This is a genomic window from Pseudomonas sp. ITEM 17296 (assembly GCF_028895205.1).
In the GTDB taxonomy this organism is placed as follows: Bacteria; Pseudomonadota; Gammaproteobacteria; order Pseudomonadales; family Pseudomonadaceae; genus Aquipseudomonas; species Aquipseudomonas kermanshahensis.
In genome coordinates, this window is sequence record NZ_WJRS01000013.1 from 104,006 (window position 1) to 129,169 (window position 25,164).

A 25,164-nucleotide genomic window follows, 5' to 3' on the forward strand; every position below is an offset into this window, starting at 1 on the left:
TCTCTGTTGTAACCCTTCAGGAGAGACGTGCATGGACTTCATTCGCATCATCATCGCCATCTTGCTGCCGCCGCTTGGGGTATTTCTGCAGGTGGGCTTTGCCGGGGCGTTCTGGCTGAATATTCTGCTGACGCTGTGTGGGTACATTCCGGGGATCGTGCACGCGGTGTATATCATCGCCAAGCGCTAAGAAACGCGGGGGCCGCAGTGCGGCCCCCTTGGCTTTACTGGCCCAACACCCGGCAATAAAACGCCCATTCCTCTTCCAACGCATGCGCCAGGTTCTGTGCATTACGGAACCCGTGCCGCTCTCCCGCATAGAAGTGCCCCTCGGCTGCAATGCCATTTGCCTTTAAGGCGTCCAGCATCAGGCGCGTTTGCTCTGGCACCACCACCGCATCCAGCTCACCCTGGAAGAAAATCACCGGCACTTTGATCTGCGCTGCATGCAGCAGAGGCGTGCGTGCGCGATAACGTTCGGCGTCCTGCAGCGGGTCGCCGATCAACCAGTCCAGGTAGTCCCCTTCGAACTTGTGCGTGGCGCGGCCCAGCGCGACAGGGTCACTGACGCCATACAGGCTGGCGCCGGCCCGGAACACATCATGGAAGGCCAAAGCACATAGCGTGGTATAGCCGCCCGCGCTGCCGCCGCGAATGAAGGCCTTGCTCGGGTCGATCAGCCCCAGCCCCGCCAAGTGCGCAACCGCCGCGCAGGCATCCTCGACATCGCTCTCGCCCCAGCGCAGGTGCAGCGCCTGGCGATAGGCCCGGCCATAACCCGTGCTGCCGCGGTAATTGAGGTCGGCGACGGCGAAGCCGCGCTGGGTCCAATATTGGATGCGTGGGTCGAGCGCTGGGTAGCACGCCGAGGTCGGCCCGCCATGGATAAACACCACCAAGGGCGCGGGCGCTTTGGCGTTCATGGCCGGGTAGAAGAAACCATGGGCGATACCGTTGCCGCTGGCGTAGCGCATGGCCTGCGGCTTGCTGATGCATTCGGCGGGCAGCACCTCGGCACCACCGGCCAGTACCCGCACCTCATGATTGCTCAGGTCGATGGCAATGACGGCGGGTGGGCTGACGGGCGAGGCGGCGATGGCATAGAGCTGCCCGGCATCCATCGCCAGGCTGCGAAAGCGGGTGTAGGCGCTGGCAAAACGCTCCACTTGCTGGTTCGCGGTTATCAGCCCTAACTGCGCAAAGCCATCCTCGAACCAACTGGCTACATAGCGTTGCGGCCCCAGCGCGAGCCAGGTGCTGGTACCCAGTTGCCAGGGCGCGCCGGCATGGTCGGCGGGTTCGGCAGGCAGGGCCTGCCAGTGCCCGGCGATCTCCCCCCAGGGCTGCCAGAAGCCATTGCGGTCCGACAGGCAATACAAGCGGCCTTGCGCATCGAAACGCGGTTGTTGCAGGGATTCGTCCAAGCCCGCCACGCAACGCGCAGGCCCCCAGGCGCCGCTGCTATCACGCTCGCGCAACAGCAGGCGCGTCTGTGTCCAAGGTTGCGCCGGGCGGTCCCATTCGACCCAGGCCAGGCGCTGCCCGTCGCTGCTCAAGGTGGGGGACGCGTAGAAGTCGGCACCTTCAGCCAGCACCTCGCGGGCGCCTTCGCGCAGGGCAACCAGGCGATGCTCCACGGTTGGCCCATGGTGCTCCTCGACTGCCAGCACCTGGCCGTCATGCCAGTGCACATCGCCGTAGCGGCAGTCGTCTGCCTGGGTCAGCGGGCGCGGCACTTCGCCGTCCAGCCCTTGGGTATACACCTGTTGATCCGTTTCGTTGACGAAGACCAGCCCGTCACCGCCGACGCAGAAACTGCCGCCGCCGTATTCGTACACCCGGCTGCGCACACTGAAGCCATCCGGTGTCAGGCACTGGGCTTGGTACTGGTGCCAGTGCCAGATTCGGCAGGCGCCGTCGGCCGGGCGAAATTCGTTCCAGAACAGCCCGGCCGGGCTGACCTTGAGCTCGGCGAAGTCGGTGCCTGCAGCAACGGCCTGTGCTGCGCTGAATTCAGCCGCGAGCGATGACACGGGAGTTTCGTTCATTGCGGAAGGTCATCTCTTCAATCGCGAGTTGGGCGGTTTCTGCCTCCTCGCGGGCCTTGAGGATGATGCCGTGGTCAGCCGATTTTGCGCACACCGGGTCGGCGTTACTGGCATCGCCGGTGAGCATGAAGGCCTGGCAACGGCAACCGCCGAAGTCCTTTTCCTTCTCATCGCACGAGCGGCAGGGCTCAGGCATCCATTGGTAACCGCGGTAACGGTTGAAGCCGAACGAGTCGTACCAGATATGCCGCAGGTCGTGGTCACGCACGTTGGGGAACTGCACCGGCAGTTGGCGGGCGCCGTGGCAGGGCAGGGCGGTGCCGTCCGGGGTGATGGTCAGGAACAGGCTGCCCCAGCCATTCATGCAGGCCTTGGGGCGCTCTTCGTAATAGTCCGGGGTGACGAAGATCAGCTTGCAGGGGTTGCCCTCGGCCTTGAGCTTGTCACGGTATTGGTTGGTGATGCGCTCGGCGCGCTCCAATTGCGCGCGGGTCGGCAGCAGGCCCAGGCGGTTGAGGTGCGCCCAGCCATAGAACTGGCAGGTGGCGAGCTCGACGAAGTCGGCTTCGAGGGCGATGCACAGCTCGATGATGCGGTCGATCTTGTCGATGTTGTGCCGATGGGTGACGAAGTTGAGCACCATCGGGTAGCCGTGGGCCTTCACGGCACGGGCCATCTCCAGCTTCTGCGCGAAGGCCTTTTTCGAGCCGGCCAGCAGGTTGTTCACCTGCTCGTCGCTGGCCTGGAAGCTGATCTGGATATGGTCCAGGCCGGCTTTTTTGAAGTCGGCGATGCGGGCTTCGGTCAGGCCGATGCCGGAGGTGATCAGGTTGGTGTAGTAGCCCAGCCGACGGGCCTCACCGATCAGCTCGGCGAGGTCCTGGCGCACCAGCGGTTCGCCGCCGGAGAAACCAATCTGCGCAGCGCCCATTTCTCGCGCTTCGGCCATCACCTTGAACCACTGCGCGGTGCTTAATTCCTGGCCTTGGGCGGCGAAGTCCAGCGGGTTGGAGCAGTACGGGCATTGCAGCGGGCAACGGTAGGTGAGCTCGGCCAGCAGCCACAGCGGCAAGCCGACCTCGGGCGTGGCCGGCAACTCAGGCGAGGACGATCCAGTGTTCGCCACGGGCCACCTCCATGAACTGCTCGATGTCGTCGGCAACTTCCGGCACATCGGGGAACTGCCGTGCAAGTTCGGCAATGATTGCCGCGACGTCGCGCTGGCCATCGATCAGGCCACCGATCAGCGCAGCGCTTTCGTTGAGCTTGATCATGCCCTCGGGGTACAGCAACACATGGCCTTTCTGTGCCGGCTCGTACTGGAAGCGGTAGCCGGGGCGCCAGTTGGGCACTTGCTTGCGATCGAAACTCATAGGGCGATCCCCTTGTGCCAGACCCGTTCCTGGGTGACCGAATGATAAGGCGGGCGGTTCAGCTCGTAGGCCATGCTCATGGCATCGAGCATGCTCCAAAGAATATCCAGCTTGAACTGCAGGATCTCCAGCATACGCTCCTGGCCCGCACGGGTGGTGTAGTGCTGCAAGGTGATTGCCAGGCCGTGCTCGACATCACGCCGCGCCTGGCCCAGGCGCGTGCGGAAGTATTCGTAGCCGGCGGGGTCGATCCAGGGGTAGTGCTGTGGCCAGCTGTCCAGGCGCGACTGGTGGATCTGCGGGGCGAACAGCTCGGTCAGCGAGCTGCTGGCCGCCTCTTGCCAACTGGCGCGGCGGGCGAAGTTGACGTAGGCGTCGACGGCAAAGCGCACGCCGGGCAGTACCAGCTCCTGGGAGCGCAGTTGATCAGGGTCCAGGCCCACGGCCTCGCCAAGGCGCAGCCAGGCCTCAATACCGCCGTCTTCGCCAGGCGCGCCGTCATGGTCGAGCAGGCGCTGGATCCACTCACGGCGTACTTCGCGGTCCGGGCAGTTGGCCAGGATCGCGGCATCCTTCATCGGGATGTTGACCTGGTAGTAGAAGCGGTTGGCTACCCATCCCTGGATCTGCTCGCGGCTGGCGCGGCCCTGGTACATCGCCACGTGATACGGGTGATGAATATGGTAGTAGGCACCTTTGGCGCGCAGGGCCTGCTCGAATTCGGCAGGGGACATCGGCAACGGGTCGCTCATCAGGCCTCCTTAAAGCTCGATGCTCATGCCATCGAAGGCGACTTCAACGCCTCGACGCTGGACCTCGGCCCGTTCTGGCGAGTCTTCATCGAGAATTGGGTTGGTGTTGTTGATGTGGATAAGTACCTTGCGCTGGCGCGGGAAACCATCGAGTACCTCGAGCATACCGCCGGGGCCGTTTTGCGCCAGGTGGCCCATCTCGCGACCGGTGCGGGTGCCCACCCCACGGCGCTGCATTTCATCGTCTTCCCACAGGGTGCCGTCGACCAGCAGGCAGTCGGCGCCGTGCATCATCGCCAGCAGTTTGTCGTCGACCTGGCCCAGGCCCGGGGCGTAGAACAGCTTGCCACCGGTGCGGGTGTCTTCGACCAGCAAGCCCAGGTTGTCACCCGGGTGCGGGTCGAAGCGGTGCGGCGAATAGGGGGGCGCGGCGCTGCGCAGGGGGAAGGGCGTGAACCTGAGGTTGGGGCAGGCGTCGATAACGAAGCTGCCTTCGAGCTCGATGCGGTTCCATTGCAGGCCGCCGTTCCAGTGGCTGAGCATGTTGAACAGCGGAAAGCCGGTGGTCAGGTCTTGGTGGACCATGTCTGTGCACCACACCTGGTGCGGGCAGCCTTCGCGCAGGCTGAGCAGGCCGGTGGTGTGGTCGATCTGGCTGTCGAGCAGGACGATGGCATTGATGCCGGTATCGCGCAGGGCGCGGGCCGGCTGCATCGGCGCGAAGGCCTGCAGTTGGGCGCGGATGTCGGGCGAGGCATTGCACAAGACCCAGTGCTCGCCATCGTCGGACAGCGCGATGGACGATTGCGTGCGCGCCGTGGCCCGCAGGCTGCCGTCGCGGTAGCCCTTGCAGTTGACGCAGTTGCAGTTCCACTGGGGGAAGCCGCCGCCGGCGGCAGAACCGAGAATCTGGATGTACATGGCCACTCTCTACCGGAAAACCGTTTCCAAAAAACACAAACGCCCCGGCGGGCCGAGGCGTCGAACCGTAAGCAGGGCTTAGCGGTTGGCGAAGTACATGGTGACTTCGAAGCCGATACGCAGATCAGTGTATGCAGGTTTGGTCCACATGGGATGACTCCTTCCGAACGGGGTTGGGTTGGTCAGCTACTTATTGGGTACCGCCGTACGCCGGAGGTTCCCTTGACTGAGATTGCGCTATCTTACAAGAAAAATTTGTACCGAAAGGTTAATTCTTCGAAAAGCGCCCTTGCAATTAACGTAACAATCCTCGTTTTTGCTATTGCCAGGATGGGTCTGGCGCTGCGCTGTTGGCCAGGCAGAGCCAAGGGGCATGAGGGGCCAGAAGGCTGCCAAGTAGCGCTTCAAGGTCCGCTTGCCGAGCCATGAGGATAGACCACTGTAGGTCATTCAGCCTGTCGGGTCGTGTCGCCAGGTGTGTCTGCCACGCCCATTCGGCCACCTCGGCATTGGCCATCGCAGGCTCGGCGAACTGCTCGGCCAGCGCCTGCTGTGCTGCGCTGTCGAGCACCACGCCTTTGCTTAGGACCGGCTGCAGGTGAGCGAGAATTTGAGCAGGGGTGGCATGGGGCGATTGCACGCCAAACAGCAGGCCAGCGCAGCCTTCAATCTGACGGAAGGCGCTGAACACCGCGTAGCCCAGTTGCAGCTCTACCCGTAGGCGTTGATACACCGGCCCCTGCAACAGCTGCGCGAGCAGGCGGCCGATGGCTTGCTGGTCAGCGGGCACTGGGCAGAACAGCAACACCGCGTTTTCGCTACCGGCCAGTGCAGCGTCTACCCATCGACGGGCCTGCCACTGGGGCGGCGCAGTGGCCGTGGCGCCTTGCCCGGGGCAGTGGGCCAGCACGGTGCCGAGAGGGCCCGTGTCTTCAAAGCCCAGTGCCAGGCCATGCCAGCGGGCCTGTTCCCACGCCTGCGCCAGCTGCCTCGGTTCGAGCGAGCCCACGGGTAGCGGTTCGGCCTTGTGGGCATGCATGGCATCAGGCAGTCGCTTGAGCAGGGCTCTGATCGGGATCAGGGCGGGCGCGGGCGGCGGCGGGGTCTGCCAATCGGCAGGTGAGGGCGCGTTCAGCAGCGCGAGGGCTTCGGTGACGGCGTTCATCACTGCCGACGGTTGGCCGGCGCACTGTAGCTGCCAATATTCGCCAGCTTCGCTGAACTGTAGGTGCAGCCCGGCGCGTTCGGCGCGCTCCTGCAAAGGGCGCAGCGCCTGGCAAAGGATCGGGAACACGCCATGACGCAGGCTTGAGGGCAGGTGCCAGCGTAGATAGAGGGCGGCGTATTGGCGTGATGCCGGGAGCATGTTGCTGATGGCCAGTGCGTTGGGTAACGGCGCAGTCGCGGGGGGCGGTGCGGCGGTCAGCAGAGTGTCTGCGGCGGGTATCTGCCATTGGCCATGCTCGCTGCTGGGAAGGCTGGCAAGCAGTGCCTTCAGCGCACTCAGGCCTTGTTCGTCGAGTGCGGCGAAGGGCTGGCCTGAGCTGTCCCGTCGTGCCAGCTCCAGCGGGCTGGCGGCCCACTCACGGCTGCGCTGTAATTGACTGAACGCGGCGTTCAGCCGCTGCGGATCGGCCTGACGGATAAAACCGAACCAGCTGTGCAGCAATGCGATCGCCTCATCCTTGCAGGCATCAGCCCCGAGCTGCAGGTCGATGTGCCAAAGCAACTGCCCGGCGAACGCATACAGCGTTTCGGCTTTGAAGCCTTGCAGCCAACCGCGCTGGCGAAGCGCACTCAGCCATCCGCCTGGTCGGCTGTCGTCGAGCAAGTCGATCAGCAACCCCAGTGCGCGCTCGGCACCTTCTGGCAGGCTTTCGTGGGCGAACGTCAGTGACTGCCCGGCCCTGCGCAGTGGCGGCGGCGATGCCTGCGCGGCACGGCTACCGGCCGGGAACAGGCTGCCAAATTCCCGACCCAGGCGTTCCAGTGCTTCCAGCGGTTGTGGGCCGCACAGGCTCATTGTGATCTGCCCACCTTGGTAGAAGCGTTGGTGAAACAGGCCAAGGGCGCGTTGAAATGCAGGATCTTGCAGGGCGAGGGTGTAACGATTGCCCGCCTGAAAACTGCTCAGAGGATGCTGGGGCGAAACCGACTGCAGCAGGGCGAATTGCTGCTGAGCCTGCGGGTTACGCGACCAGGCGATGAATTCGGCATGAATGACCTCTCGCTCCCGGCGCTGGCGCTCGATGCCAAGGTCGGGTTCGGCCAGCATCTGGCACAGGCGCTCCAGCCCGCCGGCCAAAGCCGCGGGGGGGACTTCGAAGAAAAAGTCGGTGGTGCGCTCACGGGTGCTGGCGTTGACCTGGCCACCGAGGGCCTGCACATACCGCATCAGGCCGTTTTCCAACGGGAAGCGCGCTGTGCCCAGGAAGAACAGGTGTTCGAGAAAGTGCGCCATGCCCGGCCATTTTGCCGGGGCATCGTGGCTGCCTGCCTGCACCCGCAACGCGGCCGCCGCACGCTTGAGGCGCGGGGCATGGCGCAGGGTCAGCTGCAAGCCGTTGGCGAGGGTGAGGTGCTGCGTGGCGTCAGGCATGGGAGCTCCAGGTAGGCGTTCATGCTAACGCATTTGTGCTGCCTGGCCTGTCCCAATCGCCGGCAAGCCGGCGCCTACGGGGCCTGTTTGCGTTGTCATTGTGGGAGCAACTGTCTTGTGGTGCTTGTGCCGGCCTCATCGCTGGCAAGCCAGCTCCCACAGGTGCGGCGCTAGCCTTTGAGGCTACACAGTTCGGGTGGGAGCCGGCTTGCCGGCGATTGGGCCACAACGCGGCCCCTGTCAGCCCTCGCGCACATGCAGCTCCTGGCGCAAATCGGTCAGGTAAGGAAACGCCTTGCGCCCTTCTACCACCTGCTCACGCGCAAGCTCGGCCAGCAACTGGCACTCGTCCCGCCCGGCCATGGCCAGCAGGCTGCCATCCGGGCCGATGATGCTGCTCTGGCCGCAATACTGGATGTCTCCCTCGGCCCCACAATAGTTGGCATACACCAGGTAACACTGGTTCTCCTGTGCCCGCGCTCGCACCGTCACCTGGCAGATGAAATCGTAAGGCGCCATGTTCGCCGTCGGTACCAGGATCAGTTCGGCGCCGTCCAGCGCCAGGCGCCGGGCGTTCTCCGGAAACTCGATGTCGTAGCAGATCAGCATGCCGACCTTCCAGCCTTCCAGTTCCACAACCGGGAAATGGTCGGGGCCTGCGCTGAACATCGAGCGGTCCAGCTCACCGAACAGGTGCGTCTTACGGTAGTTGCACAGGCTGCGACCGTGGGCATCGATCAACTGCACGCTGTTGTAGAACGCGCCATCATCGCCGCGCTCCGGGTAGCCATAGGCGATGGCGATGCGATGCGCCTGGGCGATCTCCACCACGTCCATGGCCGTGGGGCCATCACTGGCCTCGGCCAGGCGCTCGACCTGGGGCAGGCCGATGTTGTAGCCGGTCAGGAACATCTCCGGGCACACCAGCAGCTGGGCGCCGCGTTCAGCCGCCCGTTGCGCCTGGTGCTGCAGCCGTTGCAGATTGCCGGGCACGTCCAGTGGGTTGGGCGCGCCTTGGAACAGAGCGATGCGCATGGCGCCTCCTTGTCTCAGTCGGCCAGGGCGATCGGGCCGATTTCATCGAACACATCGCCTGGGCCTGGGTTGTCCGGGTGGGTCTGGCCACCGAAGTGATTCATGATACCCCACACGGCATTGAGCGACGTCTGCACCGCGCCTTCCACCCACGCCGGCGTCCACGACACGTCGTCGCCGGCGATGAACATGCCGCGCTGTTCGGCGGGCATGTCCTGCTGCATGAAGTGCGCGTACATGCGCTGGTTGTAGCGGTAATGGCCCGGCAGCGCGCCCTTGAAGGCACCGAGGAAGTGCGGGTCGGCCTCCCACGATATGGTGATCGGGTCGCCGATGATGTGCCCGGCGATATCGGTCTTCGGGTAGATTTTCTTCAGTGCGTCGAGGGCCAGCTGCACGCGTTTTTCCACCGGGTGCGGGAGCATCTTCAGGGCATCGCTCATCCACGCGTAGGACAGGCAGATCACCCCCGGCTTGTCGTCACCGTTGTCGAACAGGTAGGTCCCGCGGGTGAGGCGGTCAGTGAGCGTCATGCTCATCAGGTCGCGGCCGGTTTGCGGGTCTTTGTCCTTCCAGAACGGGCGGTCGACCATCACGAAGGTTTTCGACGATTGCATGTAGCGGGTACGGTCCAGGGCCATCCACATCTTCTGCGAGAACAGCGACTCTTCGCAGTCGATCTGCGTGGTCAGCAGCCAGGTCTGGCACGTTGCAAGCACGGCGGCGTAATGGCGGGTGTCACCCCAGTTGTCGGTGACCGCCAACTGGCCATCGGCGGCGCGGGCAATGCGCTTGACCCCAGTGCGCGGCGCACCGCCGTGCAGCGAGCTGAGGCTGGTGCCTTGCGGCCAATGGGCGCAGCGTTCCGGCACATGGCGCCAGATGCCTTGCGGCACCTGCTCGACGCCGCCCACGACCAAGTGTTGGTGGTCGTCGCAATTGGTCATCACCACGCGGAAGATTTCCAGCATCGAGTTGGGGAAATCCGAGTCCCAGCCTCCGGTACCGAAGCCGACCTGGCCGAACACCTCCCGGTGCTGGAAGCTCAGCTTGGCGAACGAGCGCGAGGTGGCGACGAAGTCGTAGAACGTGCGGTCGTCCCACAGGGGCACCAGCGTGTTCCACAGCGCTTTCAGGCGCGGTACATCACGGTCCCGGATCGCCTGCTGGATATCGGCAAACTGCGCGCCGCTTTCCAAGGCGTCGGCCCAGGCGTCGGCCACCTCGTGGAACAGGTCGGGCAGGTCCGCGGCCTTTTCGGCGTAGTAGGTCTGGCCTTCCAGGTCGATCACCGTGCTGCCAGAGGCGGGGGTCAGCGGGTTGGGGAATGGCTTGGTCTCCAGGCCCAACTTGTCCACATAGTGGTAGAAGGCCGTCGAAGAGACCGGAAAGCGCATGCCACCCAACTCGGCGATGATCCCGTCGGTGCCGTTGAAGGCTTGCGAGCGCAGCCGGCCACCCAGTTTCGACGCTTCATAGACAACAGGCTTGAGGCCCAGCTTCATCAACTCGTAAGCCGCTACCAGGCCAGCGATCCCGGCCCCGACAATCGCCACTTCCTCGCCCTGGCGCTCGGCCGGGATGCTGCCCAGGCCGGCCGGGTGTTCCAGCCAGTCATCGAAGGCGAAGGGGAAGTCCGGGCCGAAGATGGTGATGGGCTTTTTGCCGTCGGCGGGGTGGCGGTTCTTGTTGTTCATGAAGTGACCTTGCCAGAGGGGCTGCGCAGAGAGCGGAGCCTGAGTATAGGAGATGCCTGGAGGTCATTTTAGGGCGTGGGGGGTTCGTAATTAAGATGCAGAGTGTTGTCTGAATGTATGTTTTTTCGTCTAAATGAGCATTAATTGATTGTTTTTGACGAGATCGATGGTGACGGTTAAGAGTTTGTCTGGAGATTTGCAGCGCCTATGAGATCGAGCGCCGCCCGCGCGGCGCTTCGCAGCACAAGGCTGCTCCTACATCTGTTTCCGGCCAGTAAAGCCTGTGAGAGAGGCGCGCGACCGCCTTGTTGGTCCAACTCGATATTGAGGTGGGCGCAAAGGTGCCGCGCGCCCATGTCACAGGAATAATCGGCCCGAAACAGATGTAGGAGCAGCCTTGTGCTGCGAAGCGCCGCGCGGGCGGCGCTCGATCTCATGCGCGCCGCCAATCGCAAGCCTGGCACCTCGTGCCCCTCACGTCACAGCAATTGCCCCCGGTCCACCTTGCTGCTCAAAATGATCGACGTGGTGGTTTTCTCCACCCCATCGACACTGCCGATCTGATCAAGCAACTGGTCCAGCTGCTCCGGCGAATCGGTCCGCAGCCAAGCCACATAATCGAACTCACCACTCACCGCGCACAGTTGCTGCACCTGCCCCATGGCACTCAGACGCCGCACCACCTCCTTGCCGGAACGGGGCTGCACCTTGATCCCGACATACGCCTGCAAGCCACCGCCCATCACGTGTTGGCCCAGGCGCACACCATAGCCTGAGATCACCTTGTTTTTCTCCAGCCGCTCCAGGCGTGAGTTGACCGTGGTGCGCGCGATACCCAGCAGGCGGGCGAGGGTGGCAACGCTTTCGCGGGCATTGATTTGCAGCAGGGCGATCAGCTGGCGGTCGATTTCATCCAGCGTAATGGGGCGGGCATCCGACATGGCAAGTCTCTACAGTGGGCCCGCTAGCCTAGCCAGCCAATGGCAACCAGGGCAAGGCTGCGTCACTGGCTTTCTTTCGGCATCATGGCAGGCCGACCGTACTGGACCTACGCCGTGAACTTCGCAAACCTGCTCGAATGCTGGCGACTGGAAGTCTCCAACAAGAAAAAGCCCGGCCGCCGCATCAGCCTGCTGTTCAACGTGCTGCGCCGCGCCCGCAAGGACAACAAGCTGCGCTTTCTCTTTGCCTTCCGCCTGGCCCAGTACCTCGACGCACGAGGCGGCCTGGCCCAGCGTCACGCCATGCGTATGCAGCAACGGCTCAATCTTAAGTACGCCGTGGACATCGACATCGGCGCCCAGATCGCCCCCGGGCTGCGCATCGCCCACCTGCCTGGCGTGGTGATTACCCGCCACGTGAGCATCGGGCGTAACTTTTTCATCCGCCAGAATTGCTCGATCGGCATCAAGACCCTAGGGCTGGAGGCGTATGCGTTGCGCATTGGCGATAACGTCAGCGTGGGCGCCAACAGCTGCATCGTGGCGGACCGGATCAGCATTGGCGACGACGTGGTGATTGGTGCCATGTCGCTAGTGATGCGGGACATTCCGGCGGGGAACACGTTTTACAATACGCGGCAGGTAGAGATGCAGCCTCGGGTGATCACAAAATCTAACGATTAACTGTTGTCATGATCGCCATTGCTGAGCGGACAATGAGGTTTTCGAGGCTGCGACATCCAAGGGGTATCGCTGCCGCTCGGATGGATTGAATCCATGACCAACAAACACTTCCGGCTGACAGAGCTCGCTGTCACTGCCCCCAACGAGTTACTGCTGACCTTCGCCGATGAAAAGCACTACCCATTGAGGATGGACGCTATCATCGCGAAACACCCAACGTTGCGCCGGCTATCTGACCCCGAGGTTTTTGCGACCGCTGCAATTGGCGAGTGGAGCGATACCGTTATTTGGGCCGATGACGACGAATTGGAGCTTGCTGCCGACAACCTCCGCGCCAGAGCAGTGGAGCAAAGCGGTGATTGTTCGCATGAGCTGGTTTGGAATTGGATGGCCAAAAACGGGCTTACGTTGGACCGTGCCGCGCAGGAATTGGGCCTTAGCAGGCGTATGCTGGCTTACTATCGCAGTGGCGAAAAACCTGTGCCGAGGACGGTCGCTTTAGCGATGAAGGGCTGGGATGCGCTTTGTACTAGGCAAGAGGAAGCTCAAGAGGCTTCTAGGCGCCGGAAGGTGTCACTCAACAAGGGCGCCAACGGGTTTGCGAATGCAGGCCAGGTATCCAAGAAACGGGCCTAAGCGGCATGTCCTTAATCAGGACGGGACAACAGGCACAAAAAAGCCGCGCGATTGCGCGGCTTTGTCGTATTTGGTGGGCCCACACGGACTCGAACCGTGGACCAAAGGATTATGAGTCCTCTGCTCTAACCAACTGAGCTATAGGCCCTCAGTAAGTGGCCGGATTATAACGAGGGTTTTGAAAGGGTGCCATCCGAAAGATCGGATAGTGCTATACGAAGAAACGTCGCGGCGAACTCCTCCGGGGGTAAGGGCAGGCTGACGATGTAGCCTTGGATCTGTTCACAGCCCTCGGCTGCCAGGAAGCGCTGCTGGGCCTGGTTCTCCACACCTTCGGCAATGATCGTGAACTGCATGCTGCGGCCCAGGGCAATGATCGCCCTCGCGATGGCGGCGTCGTGGGGGTCGTCAGGTAGGCCGCGGATGAACGACTTGTCGATCTTGAGGATGTCCAACGGCAGGCGTTTGAGGTAGCTGAGGGACGAATAACCCGTGCCGAAGTCGTCGATGGCCAGCTGCACGCCTAGTTTTTTCAACTGGTGCAGCACGGCCAGGGCTTCTTCTGCCTGGCTCATGATGAAGTTTTCGGTGATCTCCAACTGCAGGTCGCCGGCCTTGAGCTGGTAGGTCTTTAGCAACTGTTCGATGCGCCGTGCCAGGTGGGGATGGCGCAGTTGGGCGCCGGCCAGGTTGATCGACAGCGGGCCAAAGTCTTCGTAGTGCATCTTCCAGATGTGCATTTGCTGGCACGCCTTTTCAAGCACCCAGTCACCGAGCTGCAAAATGGTGCCGTTCTCTTCCGCCAGGTGAATGAAGTGCTCTGGCGGCACTTCGCCAAAGGTCGGGTGGCTCCAGCGGATCAGCGCTTCGGCGCCGACCAGGCTCTGGGTCTTTAGGCTGAGCTTGGGCTGGAAGCACAGGCTCATTTCGTTGCGTTCGACGGCGCGGCGCAGCTCATGTTCGAGGGCGATGCGCTCGCTGGCCTGGGCGGTGAGGTCGCGGGTGTAGGCTTCTACGCGGTTGCGGCCTTTGGCTTTGGAGCGGTACATGGCGGCGTCGGCATTGCGGATCAGTGTGGAGACGTCGCTGCCGTCCTGTGGATAAAGGCTGATGCCGATGCTGGCGCTGGTGAAAAACTCGTGCTCGCCGGCCTGGAAGGGCGCGCTGAAGCAAGCCAGCAGCTTGCCGGCGATGCTGTTGGCGTCGCTGGGCCTGTGCAGGCCGGGCAACAGAATGATGAACTCGTCACCGCCCAGGCGCGCCACGGTGTCGACGTCGCGCACCTGTTCTTTCAGGCGCTGGGCGATGCCTTTGAGCAACAAGTCGCCGACCGGGTGGCCGAGGCTGTCGTTGATGTGCTTGAAGCGGTCGAGGTCGAGGAACAACACCGCGCCCTGGCGGTTCGAGACTTGGGCGCAGGTGAGCACGGCCTGCAGGCGGTTCTCGAACAGGGCACGGTTGGGCAGGCCGGTGAGCGGGTCGTGGTGAGCCTGGTAATCCAGCTTGGCCTGGGCGTGCTTGAGGCTGGAAATGTCGGCGAACACTGCTACGAAATGGGTAATCTCGTATTCGCTGTTGCGCACCGCGCTGATGGTCAGCCAACTGGGGTACAGCTCGCCATTCTTGCGTTTGTTGTAGATCTCGCCCTGCCAGTGGCCCTCGTCGGTCAGTTGGTGCCACATGGCGGCATAGAAGGCGCTGTCGTGCTGGCCTGAGGCAAGCAGGCGCGGGGTTTGGCCGAGCGCCTCGATCTCGCCGTAGCCGGTAATTTCGCTGAAGGCGCGGTTGACCGCGCTGATGCGCTGGTCGATGTCGGTGATCAGAACGCCCTCGGCGGTGTTTTCGAACACAGTGGCGGCCAGCTGCAGTTTTTCCTGCATGAGGTGGCGCTCGGTGATGTCGCGGGCAATGGTCAGCATGCAGTCGACACCGCCAATCGGAAGGGGCCGGGCGGACAGTTCGCACAGGCGGATCTGCCCATCGCTGCGGCGGATGTGGCAGCTGAAGTCACGTACGAAGCCATCACGCTTGAGCTGGTCGACCAGCCGCTTGCGCTCGTTGAGGTCCACCCAGATGCCCAGGTCAAGGGAGGTCTGGTCGATGGTCGGGTTCAGGTCGTAGCCGGTGAGGCGGCAGAAGCCTTCGTTGACCTCAATCAGCAGCCCGTCGCTTTGGCGCGACAGCAGCAGGCCGTCGGGCGATGCGTGGAATGCCTTGGCGAACTTCTCTTCCGAGGTTTGCAGTTGCTCCTGGGTTTCTTTGAGCTGGCTGATGTCGCGCACGGCCACGACCAGCGCCGGCGTGCCATCGAGCTCGAATGTTTCTGCCGAGGTCAGGCCTGTGAACAACTGGCCATTGCTGCGGCGGAAGCTCATTTCCAGGTTGCGGATGCCGCCTTGGTGCAGGCGTTCGAGCAGCCGCGGCCCGGTGCCGGCGACGGCCCACAGGTTCAGCTCGGTGGCGGTGCGGCCGATCACTTGACCTGGGGTGAGGCCGATCTGCTCTTCGAAGGCTTCGTTGACCTCCAGCAGGCAGCCGTCGCTATGGCGGGCGATCAGCAGGATGTCCGGGCACTGCTGGAACACCGAGGCGAACTTCTGCTCCGACAGGCGCAGGGCGTCTTCGGTGCGTTTGGTCTCGCTGATGTCGATCATCAGCCCGCGCATCACCGGCCGGTGGCCATGCTCGATCATGCTGACGATGTTGCGGATCCAAAGGGGCTGGCCATCGGCGCGGATGACCCGGTAGTCGAGGCTGTGATCGCGGCCGGCTGCGGTTTCACTGTCGCAATAAGCCTGGGCCCAGAGCGCGTCCTCCGGGTGCAGGATGCTGCGCCAGAAGCCGGGCTTGAGCCAGTCATGCAACGGGTAGCCGAGCAGGTCTTCGGCATGGGGCGAGACATAGTTGTAGGTGAAATCGTTGGCGTCGGCTTCCCAGGCGATGGCCGACAGGCTCTCGACCAGGCCGCGGTAGTGATATTCGCTGCTGCGCAGCTCTTGTTCGAGGGCGATGCGGCGGGAAATTTCCGAGCTAAGCCTGCGGTTGATGCGGATCACCACGGCAAGAATCGCCACCAGCAACAGCACCGCAGGCAGGCCATACACCAGCATGTCGGACCAGAACAGGCGCTGGTCCACCACGTTACCGACCCAGCGCTGTTGAATACGGTTGATCTCGGCGCTGCTCATGTCGGCCATGACTTTGTCGAGAATGCCCACCAGGACTTTGTTGTCCCGTGGTGCGGCCATGGCCAGTTGGTAGCGGTAGGGCGTTTCGCCACTGACATAGAGGCCGTCGAGCTTGAGCTGGCGAAGGCTCCAGATACTCGAGGCGAGGTCGCCGACCACGGCGTCGACTTCGTCTGTGGCCAGTGCCTGCAGGGCCGAGCTGACATTGGGCATGGCCACCAGGTTGAGGTCGGGGTGGTGGGTGCGCAGCAGTTCGTGCGGGGCGTAGTTTTCGACCACGGCGATCTTCAGGCCGTACAGGTCCTTCAATGAGCGGGGTTGCGCCCCGCCTTTGTGGGCCAGGATGACAATCGGGAAGTCGAGGTAGGGGCGCGTAAAGGCCAGGTAACCCTGGCGCTCGGGAGTCGACATGATGCCGGGTAGCAGGTCGAGCTGGTTATTGCGCGCCTGCGCCAATACCTCGGTCCAGCTCTTGGGCTCGACCGGTTTTAGCGTCACGCCCAGGCGTTCCTGGATCGTGTCGATGTAGTCGGCGGCCAATCCCTGGTACCGGCCCTCCTGGTCGCGAAACTCGAACGGTGGCCAAGAGGCGTCTACGCCCAGGCTTAACTGCGGGTGGGCAGCCAGCCAGGCTTTTTCCTCGTCTGTCAGGGTCAGGGCGCCGGCCGTTGTGGTCCACAGGATAAGGAGCAGCAACAGAATGGCCGGCATTAGGGGCATAGCGGCCTCGCTATCAGAGTGTCTGACGTCGAGTGTAGACGGGCATTCAGGGGGATGTGGGGCAGAAATCAGGCATTGTGTCGCCGCTTTGCCCACAAAAGAAAAACCCCGGCCTGGGCCGGGGTTTGTCATCACTCGTCGAGGAAGGAACGCAGATGCTCGCTGCGCGTCGGGTGGCGCAATTTGCGCAACGCCTTCGCTTCGATCTGACGGATCCGTTCACGGGTCACGTCAAACTGCTTACCTACCTCTTCGAGGGTGTGGTCGGTGTTCATGTCGATGCCGAAGCGCATACGCAGCACTTTGGCTTCGCGGGCGGTCAGGCCCGAGAGCACGTCACGGGTGGCTTCCTTGAGGCTTTCGACCGTGGCTACATCGATCGGGGACTGCATGGTCGAGTCCTCGATGAAGTCGCCCAGGTGCGAATCTTCGTCGTCACCAATCGGGGTTTCCATGGAGATCGGCTCTTTGGCGATCTTCAGTACCTTGCGGATCTTGTCCTCAGGCATTTCCATGCGCTCGCCCAGCTCTTCCGGGGTCGGTTCACGGCCCATTTCCTGCAGCATCTGGCGGGAAATACGGTTGAGCTTGTTGATCGTCTCGATCATGTGCACCGGAATACGGATGGTGCGGGCCTGGTCGGCGATCGAACGGGTGATCGCCTGGCGAATCCACCAGGTGGCATAGGTCGAGAACTTGTAGCCGCGACGGTATTCGAACTTGTCCACCGCTTTCATCAAGCCGATGTTGCCTTCCTGGATCAGGTCGAGGAACTGCAGGCCACGGTTGGTGTACTTCTTGGCGATGGAGATCACCAGACGCAGGTTCGCCTCGACCATTTCTTTCTTGGCGCGGCGGGCCTTGGCTTCACCGATCGACATGCGACGGTTGATTTCCTTGATCTCCGCGACGGTCAGGCCAGTCTCGGTCTCAAGGTCGATCAGCTTCTGTTGGCAGGCGACGATGGCAGCGTCTTTTTCACCCAGGGCAGCAGCCCACTTGGTGTTACGCTTGGCCAGGTCACCGCTCCAGGTCTGGTCGGTTTCGTTGCTTGGGAACATGCGCAGGAAGTCGGCACGCGGCATGCGAGCGTCACGGACGCACAGTTGCATGATGGCGCGTTCTTGCTGACGCAGGCGGCTCAGTGCATCACGCACGCGCTCTACCAGTACCTCGAACTGCTTGGGTACCAGCTTGATCGGCATGAACAGATCGGCCAGCGCCTGCATGGCGCCGATGCTCTCGGCATGGCTACGGCCATGCTTTTTCAGCACCTTGAGGGTGACGGCAAGCTGATCGGAAACCGCACCGAAACGCTGAGCGGCAACGACTGGGTCCGGGCCACTTTCGGCCTCTTCCTCATCGTCGCTCTCTTCGCTTTCTTCTTCGTCGTCCGTTTCTTCCTTGGCAGCCGCAACCTTGGCACCTGGAACAGGCACTTCTTCGGTCGGGGCAGCGATGTTGTCATCAGGGTCGATATAACCGCTGAGCACATCGGACAAACGGCCACCTTCGGTGGTGACGCGGTCGTATTCGCTGAGAATGTAGTCGACAGTACCCGGGAAGTGAGCGATGGCGCCCATGACTTCACGGATGCCTTCCTCGATACGCTTGGCGATTTCGATCTCGCCTTCGCGGGTCAGCAGCTCGACAGTACCCATTTCACGCATGTACATGCGCACTGGGTCGGTCGTGCGGCCGATATCGGTTTCAACTGCCGCCAACGCAGCAGCGGCTTCTTCGGCCGCGGCTTCGTCGGTGTCGGCTTCCGCCAACAGAAGGGCATCCGCATCCGGAGCACTCTCGAATACGTTGATCCCCATGTCGTTGATCATGCGGATGATGTCTTCCACCTGTTCAGGATCTGAAATATCCTCAGGCAGGTGGTCGTTGACCTCCGCGTAAGTCAGGTAGCCCTGCTCACGACCGCGGGTGATCAACTCTTTGATACGAGACTGCTGTTGCGCTTTTCCGGACATAACACCCTATCCACTGAAGGTCTTGGCGGGCAAAAAACAAGCCGAGGATTATACCCGAGCATGGGCCTCACGCGCCAGATGAGGTCGGCGTTTGTGCGGGAACATTCCTGCTAAGCAGGGCGAGAAGCTGCGATTTTTCCTCACTGCTCAACTCGCTTTGACGTGCTTTCCTGAGCAGATGTTCCAGGCTGCGCTCGCGTTGGCGGGCGGACAAGCTAGTTATAGTGTCGAAAAACTGTTGTTCAAGGTTGTCGGCTACGATCAGCCATTCCTTCTCGGCCAGCGCTCGCAGCAAACGGCCCTGTTCGGTGCCGTGCCAACGTGCGATCAACTGCATTGAGCTTAGCCCAGGATTCTTCTGAGCGGCTTCGATCAATGCCACCAGCAACTGGCTGTACAGGTGCTCTTCGTCGGCGAAGTGGCTGGCATCTTCCACCTTGCCGGCCAGTAATGGGTGGTGCAGCAACGTGCGCAAGGCCGCCAGGGTCGGGGGCTCCACGGGGGCCGGGGTGCGCGGTGGGGCCTCGTCGCGTTGCTGCCAGGGCTTGCCGCCTTTGCGGTTTTTGTCCCAGGGCTTGTCGCTCCACGGCTTCTTGCCGCCCCCTTTGTTCGGCTTCCATTGTTGCTCTTGCTGTGCCGGCGCGTAGTCGTGCTGCGGCATGTCGCCGTAGTCTGGCGTGTAACTGGCCATGGCATCGTAGTCATAGCCCGGATCATAGTCCGGGACGCTGCTACTGGCTGCCGGTTGCTGGGCCAGTTGCTCGACTTGCTGAGGGTCGAGGCCGGTGATTTCCTTCAGGCGGTTACGCATCAGCTGACGCAAGTTGGCGCCAGGGATTTTTTCGATCAACGGTGCAGCCAGGGTCGCCAAATGCGCCTTGCCTTCCAGCGAGCGCGGGTCAGCTTCGACACTCAGTTGCTCGAAAAAGTAATCCGCCAGGGGTTGGGCATGCTGGTTGATACGTGCCATGAAGGCATCGGTGCCTTCGGCGCGCACCAGGCTGTCCGGGTCTTCGCCTTCGGGCAGGAACAGAAAGCGTGCGCGGCGGCCATCTTGCAGGGCCGACAGGGTCGACTCCAGCGCGCGCCAGGCCGCCTTGCGCCCGGCCTGGTCGCCGTCGAAACAGAACAGCACGCTGGGCACCACGCGGAACAGGCGCTTGAGGTGCTCTTCGCTGGTGGCGGTGCCGAGGGTGGCGACGGCGTTGCGCAGGCCCTGCTGGGCCAGTGCGATGACGTCCATGTAGCCTTCGACGACGATGATTTCGTCGAGGTTGCGGTTGTGCTTGCGCGCCTCGTAAAGCCCGTAGAGTTCCTGGCCTTTATGAAAAACCGGGGTTTCCGGGGAGTTGAGGTACTTGGGTTTGTCGTCACCCAGTACGCGGCCGCCGAAGGCGATCACGCGGCCACGGCTGTCGCGGATCGGGAACATCACGCGGTCGCGGAAGCGGTCATAGCGTTTGCCGGTTTCGGCGTTCTCGATCAGCAGGCCGGCATCGATCATGACCTTTTGCTGCAGGGTGTCGGCACCCAGGTGCTTGAGCAGGTTGTCCCAGCCGGGCGGCGCGAAGCCCAGGCCGAAGTCCCGGGCAATCTCCCCAGACAGGCCGCGGCCTTTGAGGTAGTCCACCGCCGCTTTGCGGGTGGGGTGGTTGCGCAGGGCCTGGCGGTAGAATTCGGTGGCGGCATCCAGTAGCGGATACAGCGGTGAATCGGTTGGCTGGCGCGGCTTTTGTGCGCGACGGCCTTCCTCGCGGGGTACTTCCATGCCAGCGGCGCGGGCCAGTTCCTCGACCGCCTGGGGGAAGTCCAGGTTGTCGTGGTCCATGACAAAGCCGAGGGCGTTGCCACCGGCGCCGCAACCGAAGCAGTAATAGAACTGCTTGTCGGGGCTGACCGTGAAGGACGGGGTCTTTTCCTTGTGGAACGGGCAGCAGGCCGAGTAGTTCTTGCCGGTTTTTTTCAGCTGGACGCGCGAACTCACCACGTCGACAATGTCGAGGCGGTTGATAAGGTCGTCAATGAAACTCTGGGGAATCAGCCCGGCCATGGCAGTCTCGTCATCTGGCAACTGGCAAGTCTAATCGCTCACGCGCCGGTTGGGGCGAATGCTGCAAGGGGAAGTGCGAGGGAAGTATGTGCTCGTCGCCAGCCAATGAAGGCTCGTCAGACAGGACGTGCACGATCTGGTCAATGACCAGCTCTGACGTTTCAGGCAGGTTGCCCCCATGCAGTTCGCATGAAGCGAGTGCATAAAAGGCCTTGAGCTAGCTGCCCAAGTTTGAAGCAGTTGTGAAGCAACCGCTGCCATCGGCCCGGCGGTGAGCCGGGCAGGGCAGAAGCTTTGCGTAGAACGTCTGTATTAGTACAGACGAACGGCGCGGCGCTGTTCGCGCTGAACTTTCTTGGCGTGGCGCTTAACAGCAGCAGCTGCTTTACGCTTACGCTCGGCGGTCGGCTTCTCGTAAAACTCGCGGCTACGAACTTCAGCCAGTACACCGGCTTTTTCGCAGGAGCGCTTGAAACGACGCAGAGCTACGTCGAAGGGTTCGTTCTCTTTAACTTTGACGGCTGGCATCCAGGGCTACCTTAATTCATTACCGGGGTAGACGTGCTCCTGGCAAAACAAAGGTGTGCTGGAGAACGTCGGTTTTCAAGGGTTGCGGATGTTAACCCTTAGCTGGCCGGAATGCAAAGCCTCTGATCGAAAACCGCTGGTCGGCACCCGACACGGCGACTATCATGCGCGGCTTCGAATTCAGCCCCCACAAGGGACGAGCCCATGCTAGTACTGGGATTGGAAACATCCTGCGACGAAACTGGCGTCGCATTATATGACAGCGAACGCGGTTTGTTGGCCGACGCGCTGTTCAGCCAGATCGACCTGCACCGCGTGTTTGGCGGTGTGGTACCGGAGCTTGCCTCGCGCGATCACGTCAAGCGCATGCTGCCGTTGATTCGCCAGGTATTGGACGAGGCTGGCTGCGTCGCCACCGAGATCGATGCCATCGCCTACACCGCGGGTCCTGGGCTGGTCGGCGCACTGCTGGTCGGCGCGTCCTGCGCCCAGGCCCTGGCGTTTGCCTGGGACATCCCGGCCATTGGCGTGCACCACATGGAAGGCCATCTTCTGGCGCCCATGCTGGAAGAAAACCCGCCCGAGTTTCCGTTCGTCGCTTTGTTGGTGTCGGGTGGCCATACCCAGTTGGTCAGGGTCGATGGCATCGGCCAGTACGAGCTGTTGGGCGAAAGCCTGGACGACGCAGCCGGTGAGGCGTTCGACAAGACCGCCAAGCTGATCGGCCTGAACTACCCCGGCGGCCCGGAAATCGCCCGGCTGGCCGAGCAGGGCGTGCCAGGGCGGTTTGTTTTCCCACGGCCGATGACCGATCGCCCGGGGCTGGAATTCAGCTTCAGCGGCCTCAAGACCTTCGCCCTGAATACCTGGCAGCAGTGCCGTGATGCTGGCGACGACGGTGAGCAAACCCGTTGCGACGTGTCGCTGGCATTCCAGCAGGCGGTGGTGGAGACTTTGACCATCAAGTGCAAGCGTGCCCTGAAGCAGACGGGCCTGAAGCGGCTGGTGATTGCCGGTGGTGTCAGCGCCAACAAGGCCTTGCGTGCCTCCCTCGAGGAAATGCTGGCTGGCATGAAGGGCAACGTGTACTACGCCCGCCCGCAGTTCTGCACCGACAACGGCGCGATGATCGCCTATGCCGGCTGCCAGCGCCTGTTGGCCGGGCAGCAGCAGGACCTGGCGATCAGCGTGCAGGCGCGCTGGCCGATGGAGCAGTTGCCGCCGGTCTGAAAGTTGTCAGAAGTGGCGTTCACGCCCGGCGAACAGGTCGCGTAGGTTGTTGCGGTGGCCCCAGACGATCATCAGCGTGAGCACGCTGATCGGCAGCAATGCCTCGGGTTCGCGCCAGGCGAGCAGGGGCAAGGTCAGCGGCGTGGCGATAAGCGCCGCCAGTGAGCTGGTACGTGTGAGGCAGAAGGTCAGCAACCAGGCCGCGATGGCCAGCAATGCCGCCGGGAAGTACAGGCCCATGAGCATGCCGGCCGCGGTTGCCACGCCCTTGCCGCCCTGGAAGCGAAAGTACAGCGGGAACAGGTGGCCCAGCACCGCGCACACGCCAACCCAGGCCTGCTCCTGCAGGTCGAGGCCGGCAGCGCGGGCAAGCAATACGGGCAACAAGCCCTTGCACAGGTCGCCAAGCAGGGTCAGGATCGCCAGCTTGCGGCCTGCCAGGCGAAGCATGTTGGTGGCCCCGGCATTGCCTGAACCGCTGGCACGGGGGTCCGGGCTGCCGAAGAGGCGGCTCAGGACAATGGCGAAGGACAGCGAGCCGAGCAGGTAGGCGAGCAGCGCCAATAACCAAAACATGCTAACTATTCCGGGCGAGGACGCCCTGATTCTAACGGCGCCAGTCGCCCTTGTCGTGCTGTGGAGAGAAGTGCTTGGACAGAGTGTTCATCGAAGGCCTGGAAGTCGATACCGTCATCGGTGCCTATGACTGGGAGCGGGATATTCGCCAGTGCTTGCGCCTGGACCTGAGTTTTGCCTGGGACAACCGCCCGGCAGCGGCCGGCGACGATCTCAGCCTGGCGCTGGACTACGCCAGTGTTTCGGCGCGTATCCAGGCATTTTCCGAACAGGCACGCTTCGAGTTGGTAGAAACCTTCGCCGAGCGCCTGGTCGCGGTGCTGATGGAAGAATTCCAGATTCCGTGGGTGCGGTTGAAGCTGACCAAGCCAGGCGCGGTTCCGGCTGCCCGTGGCGGTGTTGGCGTGGAGATCGAGCGCGGATGTCTCTGAACACGGTTTACCTGGGCTTGGGCAGTAACATCGACCGGCATGCACACTTGTGTGCCGGGCTCGATGCCTTGGCGGGCATTCTTACCGACATGCGCTGTTCGCCAGCGTTCGAAAGCCAGGCGGTCGGGATCAAGAGTGGGCCGTTCATCAACTTCGTGGTGACCGGCAAGACCGATTTGCCGTTGATGGAGCTGGACCGCCGCCTCAAGTTCATCGAAGCCGACAACGGCCGTTACGCGCCAGAGCGTAAAGGGCTGCCGCTGGATATCGATGTGCTGCTGTATGACGACCTGCATGGCACGTTCGATGGGTTGGTGCTGCCGCGGGCCGAGATTTTGAAAAACGCGTTTGTGCTGTGGCCATTGTCGCTGCTGGCGCCAGAGCTGGTGCACCCGGGGGTGGGCAAGCCGATGGCGCAGGTGTGGCAGGAGGCGCGGATTGATCAGGTGTTGGCGCCGGTTGCCTTTGAGTGGCGCGGGTTGCAACTGACGCCTGCCTGATCCGAACTCTTTTGTTGCCTGAGCGGGCCTCTTCGCGGGTAAACCCGCTCCCACAAGTACGCCGCTGCCCTCAGGTTTTGTGGGGTCTCTGTGGGAGCGGGTTTACCCGCGAAAGGGCCCGCTCAGGCAATCGAGAAATCAGCCTTCTGCACCACTTTTGTAAGCAACAAGTGCCTTCAACCGCTCACCTTTGAGTGCCTCCCCCAGCGCCTGCCCGGTCAGCCCAGCCTGCACCAGCGGCTTCACATCCACAGCCCTCGCCGCCACCGCTGCGCCCCGCAGGTAATCAGCCTGTGGATAAGCCCGCTCGCCCTGACGCGCACGCGCATCCATCTCGCAGGCGCTGAGGAAATCGTCAAAACGCTGTGGCCGGCGGTACACATCGAACTTCTGCAACAGCCCCAGCAATGCCTCAGGATCCAGCTCAAAGGCCTGGTTGCAGTGTGTCAGGCACTCACCCACCAGCATGGCCAGCTCCTGGCACTCGCGCGGTGCCTTGAAGCGCTGGCTGACCGCCTTGATCACAGCCGGCTGTAGCTCGCGCAGCAGGCAGGCCCAGCGCACGTGCAGCGGTTGACCGTGCAGCGCAGCCTGCTCCAGGCCTGCCAGGGCGTGGGGGCTGTCGTTGAGCTCAGGCAGCAGCTCCTGCAAGGCATCGCACGCGTGCAAGACCTCGAAGAACACCTGGGGTCGCGGCTCCATCAGCGCGCGCTCGATCTCTTTCCAGCTGCGCTCAGCGGTGAGCGCTTGCAGCTCGCCGGAGGCGCTGATCTGGCGCATCAGCGCCAGCGTCTCGTCAGCGACCTTGAAGCCGAGGGGGGCGTAGCGTGCGGCAAAGCGGGCAACCCGCAGCACCCGCAGCGGGTCTTCGGCGAATGCCGGGGAAACGTGGCGTAACAGGCGCCTGTCGAGATCTTCTCTGCCGTGGTAGGGGTCGTACAGCGTGCCCGCATCATCCTCCGCCATCGCATTGATGGTCAGGTCGCGGCGGATCAGGTCTTCTTCGAGGGTGACGTCGGGGCTTGCATGGAAGGTAAACCCGCCATACCCCCGCCCGCTCTTGCGCTCGGTGCGCGCCAGGGCATATTCCTCACCGCTTTTGGGGTGGATGAAAACCGGAAAATCAGCCCCCACCGGGCGATAGCCCAGGGCTTGCATCTGTTCGACGGTCGCGCCAACCACCAGCCAGTCGATATCGCTGACGGGGCGCCCGAGCAAGCGGTCGCGCACGGCGCCGCCGACTTTGTAGATGTGCATGTACAGCCTCCATAACTGC

General features: G+C 62.7%; 22 protein-coding genes and 1 tRNA gene. 6 read left to right on the forward strand and 17 right to left on the reverse strand.

Going from position 1 to position 25,164, the window contains the following annotated elements; all coding sequences use genetic code 11:
* The first annotated feature begins 31 nt into the window (after positions 1 to 31).
* The gene (locus GIB19_RS16050; protein ID WP_007904205.1) at positions 32 to 190 is read left to right on the forward strand and encodes a YqaE/Pmp3 family membrane protein; all 159 of its coding nucleotides are present in this window, start codon (positions 32 to 34) and stop codon (positions 188 to 190) included.
* A 34-nt stretch (positions 191 to 224) separates the two neighbouring features.
* Here GIB19_RS16050 and GIB19_RS16055 read toward each other — a convergent pair whose 3' ends face one another.
* The 10 genes from GIB19_RS16055 to GIB19_RS16100 form a co-directional block, all read right to left on the reverse strand.
* Positions 225 to 2,048, reverse strand: a complete 1,824-nt coding sequence (locus GIB19_RS16055; RefSeq protein WP_186704030.1) for a S9 family peptidase — start codon at positions 2,046 to 2,048, stop codon at positions 225 to 227.
* Positions 2,014 to 3,174 (reverse strand): pyrroloquinoline quinone biosynthesis protein PqqE, encoded by a 1,161-nt coding sequence (pqqE, locus tag GIB19_RS16060; RefSeq protein WP_099428158.1) that lies wholly within the window; start codon positions 3,172 to 3,174, stop codon positions 2,014 to 2,016. Before pqqE ends, GIB19_RS16055 begins: the two co-directional genes overlap by 35 nt.
* On the reverse strand, positions 3,146 to 3,421 hold the full coding sequence (pqqD, locus tag GIB19_RS16065) for a pyrroloquinoline quinone biosynthesis peptide chaperone PqqD (RefSeq protein ID WP_027594361.1): 276 nt from the start codon (positions 3,419 to 3,421) through the stop codon (positions 3,146 to 3,148). The genes pqqE and pqqD overlap by 29 nt, the downstream gene beginning before the upstream one ends.
* Positions 3,418 to 4,173 carry a pyrroloquinoline-quinone synthase PqqC gene (gene pqqC, locus GIB19_RS16070; RefSeq protein ID WP_274887201.1) on the reverse strand — a complete coding sequence of 252 codons (756 nt, stop codon included), beginning with the start codon at positions 4,171 to 4,173 and terminating at the stop codon, positions 3,418 to 3,420. The genes pqqD and pqqC overlap by 4 nt, the downstream gene beginning before the upstream one ends.
* Before the next feature lie 9 nt (positions 4,174 to 4,182).
* Positions 4,183 to 5,094, reverse strand: a complete 912-nt coding sequence (pqqB, locus tag GIB19_RS16075; RefSeq protein ID WP_099428159.1) for a pyrroloquinoline quinone biosynthesis protein PqqB — start codon at positions 5,092 to 5,094, stop codon at positions 4,183 to 4,185.
* Positions 5,095 to 5,172: 78 nt separating this feature from the next.
* Complete coding sequence (pqqA, locus tag GIB19_RS16080) at positions 5,173 to 5,244, reverse strand: pyrroloquinoline quinone precursor peptide PqqA (RefSeq protein ID WP_003243383.1); 72 nt, start codon at positions 5,242 to 5,244, stop codon at positions 5,173 to 5,175.
* Between the two features lie 169 nt (positions 5,245 to 5,413).
* Complete coding sequence (pqqF, locus tag GIB19_RS16085; RefSeq protein WP_274887202.1) at positions 5,414 to 7,693, reverse strand: pyrroloquinoline quinone biosynthesis protein PqqF; 2,280 nt, start codon at positions 7,691 to 7,693, stop codon at positions 5,414 to 5,416.
* A 240-nt stretch (positions 7,694 to 7,933) separates the two neighbouring features.
* The gene (locus tag GIB19_RS16090) at positions 7,934 to 8,728 is read right to left on the reverse strand and encodes a carbon-nitrogen hydrolase family protein (protein ID WP_274887203.1); all 795 of its coding nucleotides are present in this window, start codon (positions 8,726 to 8,728) and stop codon (positions 7,934 to 7,936) included.
* Positions 8,729 to 8,742: 14 nt separating this feature from the next.
* On the reverse strand, positions 8,743 to 10,425 hold the full coding sequence (locus GIB19_RS16095) for a flavin monoamine oxidase family protein (RefSeq protein WP_027594366.1): 1,683 nt from the start codon (positions 10,423 to 10,425) through the stop codon (positions 8,743 to 8,745).
* Between the two features lie 479 nt (positions 10,426 to 10,904).
* Positions 10,905 to 11,366 (reverse strand): Lrp/AsnC family transcriptional regulator, encoded by a 462-nt coding sequence (locus tag GIB19_RS16100; protein WP_027594369.1) that lies wholly within the window; start codon positions 11,364 to 11,366, stop codon positions 10,905 to 10,907.
* 114 nt (positions 11,367 to 11,480) lie between these two features.
* Between GIB19_RS16100 and GIB19_RS16105 the strand changes: the two genes are divergently transcribed.
* Together GIB19_RS16105 and GIB19_RS16110 are read left to right on the forward strand one after the other, a co-directional pair.
* Positions 11,481 to 12,050 carry a serine acetyltransferase gene (locus tag GIB19_RS16105; protein ID WP_099428163.1) on the forward strand — a complete coding sequence of 190 codons (570 nt, stop codon included), beginning with the start codon at positions 11,481 to 11,483 and terminating at the stop codon, positions 12,048 to 12,050.
* 93 nt (positions 12,051 to 12,143) lie between these two features.
* Positions 12,144 to 12,686 carry a DUF2442 domain-containing protein gene (locus GIB19_RS16110; RefSeq protein WP_099428164.1) on the forward strand — a complete coding sequence of 181 codons (543 nt, stop codon included), beginning with the start codon at positions 12,144 to 12,146 and terminating at the stop codon, positions 12,684 to 12,686.
* 71 nt (positions 12,687 to 12,757) lie between these two features.
* Here GIB19_RS16110 and GIB19_RS16115 read toward each other — a convergent pair.
* From GIB19_RS16115 to rpsU, 5 genes are all read right to left on the reverse strand, one after another.
* A tRNA-Ile gene (locus GIB19_RS16115) sits at positions 12,758 to 12,834 on the reverse strand.
* 16 nt (positions 12,835 to 12,850) lie between these two features.
* The gene (locus GIB19_RS16120) at positions 12,851 to 16,594 is read right to left on the reverse strand and encodes a bifunctional diguanylate cyclase/phosphodiesterase (RefSeq protein WP_099428170.1); all 3,744 of its coding nucleotides are present in this window, start codon (positions 16,592 to 16,594) and stop codon (positions 12,851 to 12,853) included.
* A 131-nt stretch (positions 16,595 to 16,725) separates the two neighbouring features.
* Positions 16,726 to 18,573, reverse strand: a complete 1,848-nt coding sequence (gene rpoD / locus GIB19_RS16125; RefSeq protein ID WP_085274068.1) for an RNA polymerase sigma factor RpoD — start codon at positions 18,571 to 18,573, stop codon at positions 16,726 to 16,728.
* A 67-nt stretch (positions 18,574 to 18,640) separates the two neighbouring features.
* Positions 18,641 to 20,623: a DNA primase gene (gene dnaG, locus GIB19_RS16130; protein WP_274887204.1), complete on the reverse strand. Its 1,983-nt coding sequence runs from the start codon at positions 20,621 to 20,623 to the stop codon at positions 18,641 to 18,643.
* Positions 20,624 to 20,935: 312 nt separating this feature from the next.
* Complete coding sequence (rpsU, locus tag GIB19_RS16135) at positions 20,936 to 21,151, reverse strand: 30S ribosomal protein S21 (RefSeq protein ID WP_003255575.1); 216 nt, start codon at positions 21,149 to 21,151, stop codon at positions 20,936 to 20,938.
* Between the two features lie 204 nt (positions 21,152 to 21,355).
* On the opposite strand from rpsU, the gene tsaD reads away from it, so the two are divergent.
* The gene (gene tsaD / locus GIB19_RS16140; protein ID WP_099452716.1) at positions 21,356 to 22,381 is read left to right on the forward strand and encodes a tRNA (adenosine(37)-N6)-threonylcarbamoyltransferase complex transferase subunit TsaD; all 1,026 of its coding nucleotides are present in this window, start codon (positions 21,356 to 21,358) and stop codon (positions 22,379 to 22,381) included.
* Between the two features lie 6 nt (positions 22,382 to 22,387).
* On the opposite strand, the gene plsY is transcribed toward tsaD, so the two are convergent.
* Entirely contained in the window at positions 22,388 to 22,957 is a 570-nt protein-coding gene (gene plsY, locus GIB19_RS16145) for a glycerol-3-phosphate 1-O-acyltransferase PlsY (protein ID WP_274887205.1), read from the reverse strand.
* Between the two features lie 74 nt (positions 22,958 to 23,031).
* On the opposite strand from plsY, the gene folB reads away from it, so the two are divergent.
* Together folB and folK are read left to right on the forward strand one after the other, a co-directional pair.
* Positions 23,032 to 23,388: a dihydroneopterin aldolase gene (folB, locus tag GIB19_RS16150; protein WP_033703061.1), complete on the forward strand. Its 357-nt coding sequence runs from the start codon at positions 23,032 to 23,034 to the stop codon at positions 23,386 to 23,388.
* Positions 23,379 to 23,888: a 2-amino-4-hydroxy-6-hydroxymethyldihydropteridine diphosphokinase gene (folK, locus tag GIB19_RS16155; protein ID WP_027594378.1), complete on the forward strand. Its 510-nt coding sequence runs from the start codon at positions 23,379 to 23,381 to the stop codon at positions 23,886 to 23,888. Before folB ends, folK begins: the two co-directional genes overlap by 10 nt.
* Positions 23,889 to 24,026: 138 nt before the next feature.
* Here folK and GIB19_RS16160 read toward each other — a convergent pair whose 3' ends face one another.
* The gene (locus tag GIB19_RS16160) at positions 24,027 to 25,145 is read right to left on the reverse strand and encodes a multifunctional CCA addition/repair protein (protein ID WP_274887206.1); all 1,119 of its coding nucleotides are present in this window, start codon (positions 25,143 to 25,145) and stop codon (positions 24,027 to 24,029) included.
* Positions 25,146 to 25,164: the final 19 nt, after the last annotated feature.

Bases quoted from the DNA above. Each gene is read 5' to 3' on its own strand.
- GIB19_RS16095 (WP_027594366.1), bottom strand. From the start codon at position 10,425: ATGAACAACAAGAACCGCCACCCCGCCGACGGCAAAAAGCCCATCACC.
- dnaG (WP_274887204.1), bottom strand. From the start codon at position 20,623: ATGGCCGGGCTGATTCCCCAGAGTTTCATTGACGACCTTATCAACCGC.
- GIB19_RS16090 (WP_274887203.1), bottom strand. From the start codon at position 8,728: ATGCGCATCGCTCTGTTCCAAGGCGCGCCCAACCCACTGGACGTGCCC.
- pqqD (WP_027594361.1), bottom strand. From the start codon at position 3,421: ATGAGTTTCGATCGCAAGCAAGTGCCCAACTGGCGCCCCGGCTACCGC.
- GIB19_RS16055 (WP_186704030.1), bottom strand. From the start codon at position 2,048: ATGAACGAAACTCCCGTGTCATCGCTCGCGGCTGAATTCAGCGCAGCA.
- GIB19_RS16050 (WP_007904205.1), top strand. From the start codon at position 32: ATGGACTTCATTCGCATCATCATCGCCATCTTGCTGCCGCCGCTTGGG.
- plsY (WP_274887205.1), bottom strand. From the start codon at position 22,957: ATGTTTTGGTTATTGGCGCTGCTCGCCTACCTGCTCGGCTCGCTGTCC.
- GIB19_RS16110 (WP_099428164.1), top strand. From the start codon at position 12,144: ATGACCAACAAACACTTCCGGCTGACAGAGCTCGCTGTCACTGCCCCC.
- GIB19_RS16120 (WP_099428170.1), bottom strand. From the start codon at position 16,594: ATGCCCCTAATGCCGGCCATTCTGTTGCTGCTCCTTATCCTGTGGACC.
- GIB19_RS16100 (WP_027594369.1), bottom strand. From the start codon at position 11,366: ATGTCGGATGCCCGCCCCATTACGCTGGATGAAATCGACCGCCAGCTG.
- pqqC (WP_274887201.1), bottom strand. From the start codon at position 4,173: ATGAGCGACCCGTTGCCGATGTCCCCTGCCGAATTCGAGCAGGCCCTG.
- tsaD (WP_099452716.1), top strand. From the start codon at position 21,356: ATGCTAGTACTGGGATTGGAAACATCCTGCGACGAAACTGGCGTCGCA.
- GIB19_RS16160 (WP_274887206.1), bottom strand. From the start codon at position 25,145: ATGCACATCTACAAAGTCGGCGGCGCCGTGCGCGACCGCTTGCTCGGG.
- pqqF (WP_274887202.1), bottom strand. From the start codon at position 7,693: ATGCCTGACGCCACGCAGCACCTCACCCTCGCCAACGGCTTGCAGCTG.
- rpsU (WP_003255575.1), bottom strand. From the start codon at position 21,151: ATGCCAGCCGTCAAAGTTAAAGAGAACGAACCCTTCGACGTAGCTCTG.
- pqqB (WP_099428159.1), bottom strand. From the start codon at position 5,094: ATGTACATCCAGATTCTCGGTTCTGCCGCCGGCGGCGGCTTCCCCCAG.
- rpoD (WP_085274068.1), bottom strand. From the start codon at position 18,573: ATGTCCGGAAAAGCGCAACAGCAGTCTCGTATCAAAGAGTTGATCACC.
- folK (WP_027594378.1), top strand. From the start codon at position 23,379: ATGTCTCTGAACACGGTTTACCTGGGCTTGGGCAGTAACATCGACCGG.